This window comes from Pseudomonas sp. GD04058, assembly GCF_029836855.1.
GTDB lineage: Bacteria > Pseudomonadota > Gammaproteobacteria > Pseudomonadales > Pseudomonadaceae > Aquipseudomonas > Aquipseudomonas bharatica.
The window spans coordinates 17,562-30,952 of record NZ_JAOECN010000031.1 but is presented as its reverse complement, the minus strand read 5'-3'; the positions used below and the strand labels follow the sequence as shown (position 1 = coordinate 30,952).

Here is a 13,391-nt window from a genome sequence, read left to right as displayed (position 1 = left end):
GAACTTCTATGCCTTGGTATAAAACAGGCACAGTTGCAATTGCTTCTGGCCAAACCACCGTAACTGGTACTAATACTAACTTCTCCGCGAATAGCCGAGTTGGCGACGCGTTCCTGGGGCCAGATGGCCGCTGGTATGAGGTTGTGAATATTGCCAGTGATTTGGTGCTTTCGATTCTGCCGGCCTACCAGGGAGCGACAGTCACGGCTGGAAGCTATGCGCTGGCCCCAATGGAGGGATACGTTAAAGAGTCCGCAGACCGGCTACGCCAGATCGTCGATCAATGGGGCGCGACGCTTGCCGGCCTTGGAGATGTTGCAAGCCAGGATATCGTCCCTGTTGCGATGGGGGGGACCGGCGGAGCAACGGCCGCCGCAGGTCGGGCAGGTCTCGGCCTCAAGAGCGCTGCCGTGGCTGATGTTATCGGTACAGTCGCCGCCGGCGCGATTATCGAGCGCGGAGAAAACTCCAGCGGCAGCTACACGAAGTATCTCGACGGCTCGCTGACGTGCTGGAGCACGCGGCGCGTACCGAAGACCATGAACGCCGCGTCCGGCTCGCTGTTCTTCAGTGCTATCGAAGCAGCGCTCCCTTACCCAGCGCCGTTCTCGGCAATACCCACGATCAGTATCACTGCAACCGGTGAGTTCGAGTGTTTTACTGTGCCTGCGGGCCTTTCAAATCAGTCGAGCTGGCCAGGCGTCTACATCGCAAGCCAGATCTCGAGGTCGACGACAGCGACAATCGATATTTGCTATGTGGCTCAAGGGAGGTGGAAATAATGCGCATCAAGTTCAGTCCTCAGCGGCGTGATGATCAGTTGAGCGTGACCCGAGCCGGCGACGCCCTGACCATCAACGGAGTGAAGTTCGACCTCGCCAATCTGCCGGCCGGCGCAACGCTGCCTGCAGGCGCCGCCGACTGCCCATGGATCTTCGGCGACATCGAAAAAACTGCTGAGGGCGTGCATGTGACGATACTCCTTCCACACGCCGCCGACGCTCCCGAGTCGGCTCGCTTCCCGCGTGACATCGTAAACCCGCCCGACGGCCAAATTCTTCTGCCCGGCACTACAGCTCAGGTGTACGCATCTTCGGTGCCGGGTGTGATTGACTGGTCGCGCATGGTCACCGCAGAGATGAAGGCAGAGGCAGAAGCTGCGCGCCACCTGGCCGCCATAGTCGCCGACAGCGCATCGCGCCGCGCGGCGGCAGACAGCGCGATCGCTCCGCTCCAGGACGCTGTTGATCTCGACGAAGCCACTGAGGCCGAAGCTGCGCTATTGAAAGAGTGGAAGCGCTACCGCGTCGCGCTCAACCGGCTGCCTGAACAGCCCGGGTACCCGGACAGCATCGACTGGCCCGTGCCGCCGGCCTGATCCGCACAGAACCCAACGACCGCCGCCTGGCGGTATTTTTTTGCCTGGAGAAAACCATGCGTACATCGCAACGCGGCTTGAACTTGATCAAGTCATTCGAGGGCCTGCGCCTGCAGGCGTACCAAGACTCGGTCGGCGTCTGGACGATCGGCTACGGCGCGACCCGGGGCGTGAAGCCCGGCATGACGATCACCAAGGACCAGGCCGAGCGGATGCTGCTGAACGACGTCCAGCGCTTCGAGCCGGAAGTGCAGCGCCTGGTCACTGCAAAACTGAACCAGAACCAGTGGGATGCCCTGGTCTGCTTCACCTACAACCTGGGTGCGGCAAACCTGGAGTCTTCGACGCTCCGGCGCCTGTTGAACGCGGGGGACTATGCAGGCGCGGCCGATCAGTTCCCGCGTTGGAACAAGGCTGGCGGCAAGGTTCTCGCGGGTCTGGTACGTCGCCGCGCCGCGGAGCGCGATCTGTTCCTGGGGGCGGCATGAGTGCTTGGGCGCTGCGCCTGACCGCCGCCGGCCTACTGATCCTTCTCGGCATGGCCGTCGGCAGCTGGGCCACAACCGGCCACTTCCGCCCGCTGCTCGACGCCGAGCAGGAGCAGGCGACCACTTGCAAATCTGCCCGGGACAACCTCGCCGGCCTGGCTGCGGAGCAGGGCAAGGCCCTGGGCGACCTGGCCCTGGCCGCAAACGAACGTCAGGCTGCCGCCGAACAGGCAGTGAGAGAAGCCAAGGTCAGTGCGGAACTCGACTACGCCGCGGCGAACCGGCTGCAGCAAGAGAGCATCGGGGGCGAGCAGTGTGCCGCCGCTTCCTCGATCATCGACAAGGAGCTGGGCTTATGAGGCTGGTCGGCAACTGGCGCTCCTGCAGGAGCGAAATGGGCGTCTTTCAGGCTGCAAGCCAGGTAATCCGTGGCCTTGCCTGTGGGAGCGGGATGGTGGGTGTCCTGGCTATAGCCGGGTGCGCAAGCCGCACTGAGCCGCAGGTGCAGTACGTGCGCGTCGAGGTGCCGGTACAGGTACCGTGTCGGGCGCCAGAGGTGGCGGTGCCGGTATGGGCTGCTGCCGGTTTACGCAAGGCCGACAACCTTGAGGTGAAGGTTAGGGCGCTGCTGGCGGAGCGCAGGCAGCGGATCGGCTACGAGAGGCAGCTGAAGGCGGCCGTCTCGGCATGCCGGTAGAAGCATAGCCCGCCGGGCGGTACTGGCGTCGCTCTGTGGTCGAATGGTGAAATACTGTACCCATATACAGTATTGGTGCGCCATGCAATTCCTCATTGTTCGTCGCCGCCATCTAGGCGCCGCGCTTTCCCCGGCCGAATTGAAAAGGGCCAAGCCTCTTCTCGCTGATGTGCATATACATGAGTGCCAAAGCCAGGCGCTTGGTCGCTGCAGCGTCGAGGCCTGGATTCATTGTTCATCGCCAGGGAATGACGAAATACCTCGCCTCCTGGATGCCAGGGTGAACGGCATGGCGCAGCTCGGGCTGAACATCAGCGGCCTGGAGGAAGTAGATGGCGTCCTATACGCGCAGTCATGGTGGTGCAGGCTGCCATGACCGAGCTTCCTGCTGCCTGGGTTGCAGAGCTGATGGACAGGTTTGAACTGATCACGGATCCGGACGGGCGAGCCGCGACACTTGCCGCAATGGCTATAGCCGCCCACCGACGGCGCGAGATCACGGACTGGCAGTTGGCGGATATGCTCGAACTTGCAGAGGCCGGGCGCCTGTGGGCGCTGGTGGAGCATGAAGAAGCTGAGTGGGTTGGGTTGTTCGATGGGAGAGGGTGAGGCCATCCAGGACGGATGGCTGATCGGCGGGATACCGAAAGGGGGGTGTGAAAATAATGTGTTGCACGTTTCGAAACATGTGACACAATGCGGCACGTTTTGAACAGGTGTGACGGTTGCGGGCGTCCTAACCTATTGATTTAGCTGGCTTTCAGGTTGACCAGCATGATTTAGGTTCCAGCGGCGCAAGCTGTAAGAGTTCGAGTCTCTTCGTCCGCACCATTCAAGCTTTTCCCGTCGCACGAAGCGGGAAGGCCGGCAACACGCGCTGAGAAGCGCATGCAATATGGTGGGCGTAGCTCAGTTGGTAGAGCGCAGGATTGTGATTCCTGTGGTCGAGGGTTCGATTCCCTTCGTCCACCCCATATTTTGAAAGGCGCCTGGTGAATAACCAGGCGCCTTTTTCGTTTTCATTCGGCGGGTTGTGTGTCTTGGATGCGATGTGCTAATGCCCTGCCGTTGAAGTCGTGTTCAGTGGGTGCTCGCGTTCAGTTCTGCTTGCTGGTGGGCGGGGTTGGTCGGTGTCGGTGAGGTGCTGTCGCAAGCGACATCGCTGATATCGCGTGAAAGCGAGCCTTTGAAGATCGGCGTTTCCTCATCATCCGGTCGGGCGCTGGCCAGGTCCTGAAGTGATGTTGCGGAACCCATGAAGCGAACAGTGCGCGTGACACAATTGAATTGACGTGCGGAGTAACTGGTTCCGCTGATGCCTGTACGCTGGGTGATCACCGAGAGTCTTTCCGGTGCGCCGCTGATTTCGACGATGGCGTACTGTGCGCCTGGGTCGAACGAGGCATGAAGAGGGATGGCGAGGGCTAGTGAGCAGTGAAAGGGCCAGGCGCTGACGATCAGGAGTTTTTTCAACACAGGTACGTCCTTGCAGTTTCGCTCTTCATGCCTGAGTGGCGTTAATGTAAATGAAACGCGTTGGCTAGGTGCGGGGCGCTAGGTTAGCGGTGCCGAACACAGCTTTGCAAACGAAGTTCCATGCCGCTCGTAGGATAATTCCTTTTTTGCTGACGGAATTGTTCGCAGCGGCTCAGTCAATATCAGACGCCGGATGGCTGGCAACGTTCCAGTGAAAGCTGATAAGTTTCAGTGGCTTGATCCGATGCCAGTGCCCTGGCGAACAGGTAATGAAAAATGATTGCTAAAGAATCCCGCCAGGCGGTTGCGCTGGAGCGTTTCGCCCAGGCCAACCCGCAGTTGCTGTCGGAAATTGCCGTGTTGAGCGATGTCGAGCAGCGGCAGCAGATCCAGTGGGCGTTCGAGGATGAGGCGCAGGAGCAGGGTATCGAACCCTGGGAGTTGACGCTGCGACTTGTCGCGGAGTCGCCCGAGGAGCTGCAGGTCATGCGCCTGGAGGTTCATCGCGAGGTGGCCGAGGCACTGGGCATGAGCTGGGAAGAGTACTGCGACTTCAACGAGATCGACGGTCTCTCCGGTTGATGGCGGATGGCTTGTCGATTGCTTTTTCGGGTGTGCGACGGCTCTGTCTCGCAGGTTGCAGTGCTGCGCTGGCGCCGCCCGGGCTTTTATGAAAAATATTGAGAGCCGATGCTGTCCGTCTCCGGGTCGAACAGGGTGACTTCTGGTGTTTGAGCTACTAGAATGCTTGCCCTTGATTCTGGAGTCGGGTATCGCCGGCTAACGTCTGTGCAACGAGGAATATTCATGCAAGTTTCTGTTGAAAATACTTCCGCTCTCGAGCGTCGTATGACCATCGCCGTTCCGGCAGAGCGCGTCGAGACCGAAGTCAACAAGCGTCTGCAACAGACTGCCCGTCGCGCCAAGGTTCCAGGCTTCCGTCCTGGCAAGGTGCCTATGAGCGTGATCCGTCAGCGTTACGAAGACGCTGCCCGTCAGGAAGCGTTCGGTGATCTGGTCCAGGCTTCCTTCTACGAAGCCGTCGTCGAGCAGAAGCTGAACCCGGCCGGCGCGCCTGCCGTCGAGCCAAAGTCGTTCGAAAAAGGCAAGGACCTGGAATACGTCGCCATCTTCGAAGTGTTCCCCGAGTTCACCGTTTCCGGTTTCGAATCGATCGCCGTCGAGCGCCTGAGCGCTGAAGTCAGCGACGCCGACCTGGATAACATGCTGGAAGTGCTGCGCAAGCAGAACACCCGTTTCGAGGTCGCTGATCGCGCTGCCCAGAACGAAGACCAGTTGAACATCGATTTCGTTGGCAAGATCGACGGCGAAGCCTTCGCTGGCGGTTCTGCCAAGGGCACCCAGCTGGTCCTGGGCTCCGGTCGCATGATCCCTGGCTTTGAAGAAGGCCTGGTCGGCGCCAAGGCGGGTGAAGAGCGTGTCCTGACCCTGACCTTCCCCGAGGACTACCAGAACCTGGACCTGGCCGGCAAGGCTGCCGAGTTCACCGTTACCGTCAACAGCGTTTCCGAGCCGAAACTGCCTGAGCTGAACGAAGAGTTCTTCGCCCAGTTCGGCATCAAGGAAACCGGCATTGACGGCTTCCGCACCGAAGTTCGCAAGAACATGGAGCGCGAGCTGCGCCAGGCGATCAAGACCAAGGTCAAGAACCAGGTAATGGACGGCCTGCTGGCTGCCAACCCGATCGAAGTGCCGAAAGCCCTGCTGGAAAACGAAGTGAACCGTCTGCGCGTCCAGGCCGTTCAGCAATTCGGCGGCAACATCAAGCCTGAGCAACTGCCGGCCGAGCTGTTCGAAGAGCAAGCCAAGCGCCGCGTCGTGCTGGGCCTGATCGTCGCCGAGGTGGTCAAGCAGAACGAGCTGAAGCCTGACGAAGCCCGTGTTCGCGAACTGATCCAGGAAATGGCTTCGGCCTACCAGGAACCAGAACAGGTCGTGGCCTGGTACTACAAGAACGACCAGCAACTGAACGAAGTTCGCTCGGTTGTGCTGGAAGAGCAAGTTGTAGATACTGTCCTGCAGAAAGCGACTGTGACCGACAAATCGGTCTCGTACGAAGAAGCCGTCAAACCAGCACAGGCACCTGCCGCCGCTGAGTGATTTCCTCTCTTCGTAGGAAAACCCCACAAGCCAGCCTTCGCGCTGGCTTGTGCGTATTCAAGCCATGACTATTTGGGAGTGAGTGCAGGACATGTCCCGCAATTCTTATATTCAGCAGAGCTCTGACATCCAGGCCGCCGGTGGCCTGGTCCCGATGGTTATCGAGCAGTCCGCCCGTGGCGAACGCGCCTACGACATCTACTCGCGCCTGTTGAAGGAGCGCGTGATCTTCCTGGTCGGGCCGGTAGAAGACTACATGGCCAACCTGGTAGTGGCGCAACTGCTGTTCCTTGAAGCGGAAAACCCGGACAAGGATATCCATCTGTACATCAACTCCCCGGGCGGTTCGGTAACTGCCGGCATGTCGATCTACGACACCATGCAGTTCATCAAGCCGGACGTTTCCACCATCTGCATCGGCCAGGCCTGCAGCATGGGTGCGTTCCTGCTCGCTGCCGGTGCCGCTGGCAAGCGTCACTGCCTGCCCAATTCGCGGGTGATGATTCACCAGCCGTTGGGCGGCTTCCAGGGCCAGGCAACCGATATCGAGATCCATGCCCAGGAGATCCTCAACATCAAGTCGCGCCTGAACGAGCTGCTGGCACACCATACTGGCCAGGATCTCGAAACCATCAAGCGCGATACCGAACGTGACAACTTCATGAGCGCCCAGCGCGCGGCCGAGTACGGCCTGATCGACTCGGTATACGACAAGCGGCAACTGGCGTCCTGATCCTGGGTGCCAGAGCGGGCAGACGCGGAAAGCGCCTGCCTGCGGACTTGAAAAAGCCCGCAATTGCCTTCATCTTGTGTTGCAAGCCTACCGGATTGGATCGATCGAATGACTGACACCCGTAACGGCGAGGACAACGGCAAATTGCTCTATTGCTCCTTCTGCGGCAAAAGCCAGCATGAAGTGCGCAAGTTGATTGCCGGCCCCTCGGTATTTATCTGCGACGAGTGCGTCGACCTGTGCAATGACATCATCCGTGAGGAGGTGCAGGAAGCCCAGGCCGAGAGCAGCGCGCATAAATTGCCTTCGCCGAAAGAAATCAGCGCCATCCTTGACCAATATGTCATTGGCCAGGAGCGCGCGAAAAAGGTTCTGGCCGTAGCGGTGTACAACCACTACAAGCGCCTGAATCAACGCGACAAGAAAGGCGACGAAGTCGAACTTGGCAAGAGCAACATCCTGCTGATCGGGCCTACCGGCTCGGGCAAGACGCTGCTCGCCGAAACCCTCGCTCGCCTGCTCAACGTACCGTTCACCATTGCCGACGCCACGACGTTGACCGAAGCCGGCTACGTGGGCGAAGACGTCGAGAACATCATTCAGAAGCTGCTGCAGAAGTGCGACTACGATGTCGAGAAGGCCCAGATGGGCATTGTCTACATCGACGAAATCGACAAGATTTCGCGCAAGTCGGACAACCCGTCGATCACTCGCGATGTTTCGGGCGAAGGCGTGCAGCAGGCGCTGTTGAAGCTGATCGAGGGCACCGTTGCCTCGGTACCGCCGCAAGGTGGCCGCAAGCATCCCCAGCAGGAGTTCCTGCAGGTCGATACACGCAACATCCTGTTCATCTGTGGCGGTGCGTTCTCCGGCCTGGAGAAAGTCATCCAGCAGCGTTCCACCCGCGGCGGCATCGGCTTTGGCGCCGAAGTCCGGAGCAAGGAGGAGGGCAAGAAGGTTGGCGAATCGCTGCGTGAGGTCGAGCCGGACGATCTGGTCAAGTTTGGCCTGATTCCCGAGTTCGTCGGGCGCCTGCCGGTTCTGGCGACCCTCGACGAACTGGATGAAGCTGCGTTGATGCAGATCCTCACCGAGCCGAAGAATGCCTTGACCAAGCAATATGGCAAGCTGTTCGAAATGGAAGGCGTGGACCTGGAGTTCCGCAGTGATGCGCTGAAGTCCGTGGCCCGCAAGGCCCTCGAGCGCAAGACTGGCGCCCGTGGCCTGCGTTCCATCCTCGAAGGCATCCTGCTCGACACCATGTATGAAATTCCTTCGCAGAAGGATGTCAGCAAGGTGGTGATCGACGAGAGCGTCATCGATGGCACTTCCCAGCCGCTGCTCATCTACGAGAACAGCGAGCCGCCAGCCAAGGCGGCACCAGACGCCTGAGTCTTGGGCAGCGAAACCAGCAAGGGGCCTACGGGCCCCTTTGCTTTTCCTGTCGCAGAGCTTGTTTTTTTCCGGGGCTGCCCCCACATTAAGTCCAAGCTCAAATTTCCATCGGATTACGGCCACAGGGCCGCTGTAGAGGCGAAATCATGAAGACAACCCTCGACTTGCCTCTTTTGCCATTGCGCGATGTCGTTGTTTACCCGCACATGGTCATCCCGCTGTTCGTGGGGCGTGAAAAGTCCATCGAAGCCCTCGAAGCTGCGATGACCGGTGAGAAGCAAATCCTTTTGCTGGCTCAGAAGAATCCCGCTGACGACGATCCAGGCGAAGACGCCCTGTATCGGGTCGGCACCATCGCTACCGTCCTCCAGTTGCTGAAATTGCCCGATGGCACCGTCAAGGTGCTGGTCGAAGGAGAGCAGCGCGGTGCGGTCGAGCGCTTCGTCGAGGTCGAAGGCCACATTCGGGCCGAAGTCGCCCTGATCGAGGAAACCGAAGCGGCTGATCGCGAGTCCGAAGTGTTCGTGCGCAGCCTGCTGTCCCAGTTCGAGCAATACGTGCAATTGGGCAAGAAGGTGCCTGCCGAGGTCCTGTCGTCCCTCAACAGCATCGATGAGCCTGGGCGCCTGGTGGATACCATGGCTGCGCACATGGCCCTGAAGATCGAGCAGAAGCAGGAAATCCTCGAGATCATCGATCTGGCCGCACGCGTCGAGCATGTACTGGCCCTGCTGGATGCGGAAATCGACCTGCTGCAGGTCGAGAAGCGCATTCGCGGACGGGTCAAGAAGCAGATGGAGCGCAGCCAGCGCGAGTACTACCTGAACGAGCAGATGAAGGCCATTCAGAAGGAGCTCGGCGATGGCGACGAGGGGCATAACGAAGTCGAGGAACTGAAAAAGCGTCTCGAGGCTGCCGGCCTGCCCAAGGATGCCTATGCCAAGGCCCAGGCCGAGCTGAACAAGCTCAAGCAGATGTCGCCGATGTCGGCGGAGGCCACCGTTGTGCGCTCGTACCTCGATTGGCTGGTGCAGGTACCGTGGAAGGCGCAGAGCAAGGTACGCCTCGACCTGGCCAAGGCCGAGGAAATCCTCGATGCCGACCACTATGGCCTGGAAGAGGTCAAGGAACGCATCCTCGAGTACCTCGCAGTGCAGAAGCGCGTCAAGAAGATCCGCGGCCCGGTACTGTGCCTGGTCGGCCCGCCTGGCGTGGGCAAGACGTCGCTGGCCGAGTCCATCGCCAGCGCCACCAATCGCAAGTTCGTGCGCATGGCGCTCGGCGGTGTGCGTGACGAGGCCGAGATCCGTGGCCACCGACGTACCTATATCGGTTCCATGCCCGGCCGCCTGATCCAGAAAATGACCAAGGTGGGCGTGCGCAACCCGCTGTTCCTGCTCGACGAGATCGACAAGATGGGCAGCGACATGCGCGGTGACCCGGCTTCGGCGCTGCTCGAGGTGCTGGATCCGGAGCAGAACCACAACTTCAATGATCACTACCTGGAGGTCGATTACGACCTGTCCGATGTGATGTTCCTCTGCACCTCCAACTCGATGAACATCCCGCCAGCGCTGCTGGACCGGATGGAAGTCATTCGTCTGCCGGGCTACACCGAGGACGAGAAGATCAATATCGCGGTCAAGTACCTGCTGCCGAAGCAGATCAAGGCCAATGGTCTGAAGAAGGGTGAGCTGGACGTTGAGGTCGCAACCATTCGCGACATCATCCGCTATTACACCCGTGAAGCCGGTGTGCGTGGCCTGGAGCGGCAGATCGCCAAGGTCTGCCGCAAGGTGGTCAAGGAGTACACGGGCCAGAAGCAGGCTCAGGTCAAGGTGGGTAGCGACCAGCTGGAGCATTTCCTCGGTGTGCGCAAATTCCGCTACGGCCTGGCCGAGCAGCAGGACCAGGTGGGTCAGGTCACTGGTCTGGCCTGGACCCAAGTGGGCGGCGAATTGCTGACCATCGAGGCGGCGGTCATTCCGGGCAAGGGGCAGTTGATCAAGACCGGTTCCCTCGGCGATGTCATGGTCGAATCCATTACAGCGGCGCAGACCGTGGTGCGCAGCCGTGCGCAAAGCCTTGGCATCCCGGCCGATTTCCATGAGAAGCGCGATACTCACATTCACATGCCGGAAGGGGCTACGCCCAAGGATGGTCCTAGTGCCGGTATCGGCATGTGCACCGCGCTGGTTTCTGCGTTGACGCAAATCCCGGTGCGTGCCGATGTGGCGATGACCGGCGAGATCACCCTGCGTGGGCAGGTGCTGGCGATCGGTGGCCTGAAGGAAAAATTGCTGGCCGCGCACCGTGGTGGAATCAAGACGGTGATCATTCCGGAAGAAAACGTGCGTGATCTGAAAGAGATTCCTGACAATATTAAGCAGGATCTTCAGATTAAGCCGGTTAAATGGATTGACGAAGTCCTCCAAATTGCGCTGCAATACGCCCCGGAGCCCTTGCCGGATGTGGCTCCCGAGATCGTTGCCAAGGATGAAAAACGCGACGTTGATTCCAAGGAACGAATCAGTACGCATTGAAAGTATTTAGCTGGGCGCCCCGTCCGACTGTTTTCCAGGTCCTTGCCATTAAAAGGCACTCAAGTGTCACGGGGCACTCGGCGTTGATTCAATTTACATAGTTAGAAATAAACTCAAATAGAAATAAGGGGACTTAGAGTGAACAAGTCGGAACTGATTGACGCTATCGCTGCAAATGCTGATATTCCAAAAGCTGCTGCCGGCCGTGCGCTGGACGCAGTCATCGAATCCATCACTGGTGCCCTGAAGGCCGGTGACTCCGTGGTTCTGGTAGGTTTCGGTACCTTCTCGGTCACCGACCGTCCTGCTCGTACAGGCCGCAACCCGCAAACTGGCAAGACGCTGGAAATCCCTGCCGCCAAGAAGCCTGGCTTCAAGGCTGGCAAGGCGCTGAAGGACGCGGTCAACTAAGTCGCCCTTTTCAGGCTTCAGCCTGGTCGGGCCGGTTCCCGCAACCGCGCCCGCCGGTGGGGCGGAAAGAATTACGAATTCGTCTGCTCCGCCCGTTACGAGAAGGCGCATCCCCGGATGCGCCTTTCTTCTATCAGGATTCTACCCACGCTCCGCGGTTGTGCAGCCGCCACAGCCGTTTCTGGGGGACGCATGCTGCAAAATATCAGGGACAATTCACAAGGTTGGATTGCCAAGACCATCATTGGTGTCATCGTGGTACTGATGGCACTGACCGGCTTCGATGCCATCTTCCAGGCAGTCAGCCACAACCAGGATGCTGCCAAGGTCAATGGCGATACCATCAGCCAGAACGAGTTGAGTCAGGCCGTCGACACGCAACGTCGACAACTGATGCAACGGCTGGGCAAGGACTTCGACCCCTCCCTGCTGGACGACAAGATGCTGCGCGAAGCAGCCTTGAAGGGCCTGATCGAGCGCCAACTGCTGCTGCAGGGCGCACGTGATGCCAAGTTCTCCTTCTCCGAGGCCGCTCTGGATCAGGTGATCCTACAGACGCCCGAGTTCCAGGTGGACGGCAAGTTCAGCGCCGAACGTTTCGACCAGGTCATTCGCCAGTTGGGCTATGGCCGTATGCAGTTCCGTGAAATGCTGGCCCAGGAAATGCTGATCGGCCAGCTGCGCGCCGGTCTGGCTGGCAGCGGTTTCGTCACCGATGCACAGGTTGACGCCTTCGCTCGCCTGGAAAAGCAGACCCGTGACTTCGCCTCGCTGACCTTCAAGGCGGACCCTGCGTCCGTCAATGTTACCGATGAACAGGTCAAGGCTCATTACGAGCAGCATGCCAAGGAGTTCATGAGCCCCGATCAGGTCGTGATCGACTACATCGAGCTCAAGAAGGCCGCGTTCTTCGATCAGGTCAAGGTCGACGAGGATGCACTGCAGGCGCTGTACCAGAAGGAAATCGCCAACCTCGCCGAGCAGCGCCATGCTGCGCATATCCTGGTCGAGGTCAACGACAAGCAGGACGAAGCCCAGGCCAAGGCCCGCATCGAGGAAATCCAGCAGCGTCTGGCCAAGGGTGAAGACTTTGCCGCGCTGGCCAAGGAGTTCTCCCAGGATCCGGGCTCGGCCAGCAATGGCGGTGACCTTGGTTTCGCCGGCAAGGGTGTTTATGACCAGGCCTTTGAAGACGCGCTGTATGCGCTGAACAAGGACCAGGTGTCCGCTCCTGTGCGCACCGAGTTCGGCTTCCACCTGATCAAGCTGCTGGGCGTGCAGGCGCCTGAGGTTCCCACGTTCGCCAGCCTGAAGGACAAGCTCACCCGTGAGCTGAAGACCCAGCAGGTCGAGCAGCGCTTCGTGGAAGCGACCAAGCAGCTGGAAGATTCGGCGTTCGAAGCGTCGGACCTGGCCCAGCCTGCCCAGGACCTCGGCCTGAAGGTGCAGACCTCCGCGCCGTTCGGTCGTGAAGGCGGTGATGGCATCACCGCCAACCGGCAGGTGATCCAGGCGGCGTTCAGCCCTGAAGTGCTGGACGAGGGATCCAACAGCTCGGCTATCGAGCTGGACCCGGAGACTGTAGTGGTTGTACGCGCCAAGGAGCATCGCAAGCCGGCGCAACTGCCTCTGGAAGCCGTTGCCGGTCCTATCCGCGACCACCTGGCCCAGGAACAGGCCACCGCTGCCGTGAAGAGCAAAACCGATGCACTGGTAGCCGGGCTGCGTGATGGCAAGGTCGCCTATGCACCCGTACAGGACGGCCAGGCCTGGAAGGTCCAGGAAGCCGTGACCCGTATGCAGGAAGGCATACATCCGACCGAGCTGCAGGCGCTGTTCCGCATGAGCAAGCCTGAAGCCAAGGACAAGCCGGTGTACTCCACGGTTACCCTGGCTGATGGCAGCGTCGTCGTCCTGCGCCTGAATGGTGTGAACGAGGGCAGCGCGGCCAGTGAGCAGGAGAAGGGCGAGTATCGCCGTTATCTGGCCTCCCGCGCCGGCCAGCAGGATTTCGCCGCCTACCGCAAGCAACTGGAAGCCAAGGCGGAGATCACTCGCTACTGAGTTCTCCCCTCTGTAATGAAGAAGGCCGCGCGAGCGGCCTTTTTCATTGCTCCTTGAACCAGCTTTGTCTGTACTGGCCTCATCG

At 59.9% G+C, this 13,391-nt stretch carries 15 protein-coding genes and 2 tRNA genes; 16 read left to right on the top strand and 1 reads right to left on the bottom strand.

The window, feature by feature from the left end; translation table 11 throughout:
* The first annotated feature begins 8 nt into the window (after positions 1 to 8).
* The 9 genes from N7650_RS21350 to N7650_RS21310 all read left to right on the top strand — a co-directional run bounded on the left by N7650_RS21350 (position 9) and on the right by N7650_RS21310 (position 3,537).
* A complete protein-coding gene (locus tag N7650_RS21350; RefSeq protein WP_279899899.1) occupies positions 9 to 782 on the top strand; it encodes a phage tail protein in 774 nt (257 codons plus the stop codon).
* The gene (locus tag N7650_RS21345; RefSeq protein ID WP_279899898.1) at positions 782 to 1,378 is read left to right on the top strand and encodes a tail fiber assembly protein; all 597 of its coding nucleotides are present in this window, start codon (positions 782 to 784) and stop codon (positions 1,376 to 1,378) included. Before N7650_RS21350 ends, N7650_RS21345 begins: the two co-directional genes overlap by 1 nt.
* A 56-nt stretch (positions 1,379 to 1,434) precedes the next feature.
* Positions 1,435 to 1,866: a lysozyme gene (locus tag N7650_RS21340; protein WP_279899897.1), complete on the top strand. Its 432-nt coding sequence runs from the start codon at positions 1,435 to 1,437 to the stop codon at positions 1,864 to 1,866.
* Positions 1,863 to 2,225, top strand: a complete 363-nt coding sequence (locus tag N7650_RS21335; protein ID WP_279899896.1) for a hypothetical protein — start codon at positions 1,863 to 1,865, stop codon at positions 2,223 to 2,225. Before N7650_RS21340 ends, N7650_RS21335 begins: the two co-directional genes overlap by 4 nt.
* On the top strand, positions 2,222 to 2,563 hold the full coding sequence (locus N7650_RS21330; protein WP_279899895.1) for a hypothetical protein: 342 nt from the start codon (positions 2,222 to 2,224) through the stop codon (positions 2,561 to 2,563). Before N7650_RS21335 ends, N7650_RS21330 begins: the two co-directional genes overlap by 4 nt.
* An 82-nt stretch (positions 2,564 to 2,645) precedes the next feature.
* Positions 2,646 to 2,939, top strand: coding sequence for a hypothetical protein (locus N7650_RS21325; protein ID WP_080604724.1), 294 nt, complete (start codon positions 2,646 to 2,648; stop codon positions 2,937 to 2,939).
* Positions 2,936 to 3,172, top strand: coding sequence for a hypothetical protein (locus N7650_RS21320; RefSeq protein ID WP_279899894.1), 237 nt, complete (start codon positions 2,936 to 2,938; stop codon positions 3,170 to 3,172). Before N7650_RS21325 ends, N7650_RS21320 begins: the two co-directional genes overlap by 4 nt.
* Before the next feature lie 118 nt (positions 3,173 to 3,290).
* Positions 3,291 to 3,394, top strand: a tRNA-Leu gene (locus N7650_RS21315).
* Between the two features lie 67 nt (positions 3,395 to 3,461).
* Positions 3,462 to 3,537 (top strand) — tRNA-His (locus N7650_RS21310).
* Between the two features lie 106 nt (positions 3,538 to 3,643).
* Here N7650_RS21310 and N7650_RS21305 read toward each other — a convergent pair.
* Positions 3,644 to 4,036: a hypothetical protein gene (locus N7650_RS21305; RefSeq protein WP_279899892.1), complete on the bottom strand. Its 393-nt coding sequence runs from the start codon at positions 4,034 to 4,036 to the stop codon at positions 3,644 to 3,646.
* A 279-nt stretch (positions 4,037 to 4,315) separates the two neighbouring features.
* Between N7650_RS21305 and N7650_RS21300 the strand changes: the two genes are divergently transcribed.
* The 7 genes from N7650_RS21300 (at position 4,316) to N7650_RS21270 (ending at position 13,306) form a co-directional block, all read left to right on the top strand.
* The gene (locus tag N7650_RS21300; protein ID WP_279899890.1) at positions 4,316 to 4,621 is read left to right on the top strand and encodes a DUF6388 family protein; all 306 of its coding nucleotides are present in this window, start codon (positions 4,316 to 4,318) and stop codon (positions 4,619 to 4,621) included.
* A 225-nt stretch (positions 4,622 to 4,846) separates the two neighbouring features.
* A complete protein-coding gene (gene tig / locus N7650_RS21295; RefSeq protein WP_037060524.1) occupies positions 4,847 to 6,160 on the top strand; it encodes a trigger factor in 1,314 nt (437 codons plus the stop codon).
* 91 nt (positions 6,161 to 6,251) lie between these two features.
* Positions 6,252 to 6,893 (top strand): ATP-dependent Clp endopeptidase proteolytic subunit ClpP, encoded by a 642-nt coding sequence (clpP, locus tag N7650_RS21290; protein WP_009400269.1) that lies wholly within the window; start codon positions 6,252 to 6,254, stop codon positions 6,891 to 6,893.
* A gap of 108 nt (positions 6,894 to 7,001) precedes the next feature.
* Positions 7,002 to 8,285 carry an ATP-dependent Clp protease ATP-binding subunit ClpX gene (gene clpX, locus N7650_RS21285; RefSeq protein WP_009400267.1) on the top strand — a complete coding sequence of 428 codons (1,284 nt, stop codon included), beginning with the start codon at positions 7,002 to 7,004 and terminating at the stop codon, positions 8,283 to 8,285.
* Between the two features lie 149 nt (positions 8,286 to 8,434).
* A complete protein-coding gene (gene lon, locus N7650_RS21280; protein WP_009400265.1) occupies positions 8,435 to 10,831 on the top strand; it encodes an endopeptidase La in 2,397 nt (798 codons plus the stop codon).
* A gap of 138 nt (positions 10,832 to 10,969) precedes the next feature.
* Positions 10,970 to 11,242, top strand: coding sequence for an HU family DNA-binding protein (locus N7650_RS21275; protein WP_009400264.1), 273 nt, complete (start codon positions 10,970 to 10,972; stop codon positions 11,240 to 11,242).
* Between the two features lie 192 nt (positions 11,243 to 11,434).
* Positions 11,435 to 13,306, top strand: coding sequence for a SurA N-terminal domain-containing protein (locus N7650_RS21270; protein ID WP_279899885.1), 1,872 nt, complete (start codon positions 11,435 to 11,437; stop codon positions 13,304 to 13,306).
* Positions 13,307 to 13,391: the final 85 nt, after the last annotated feature.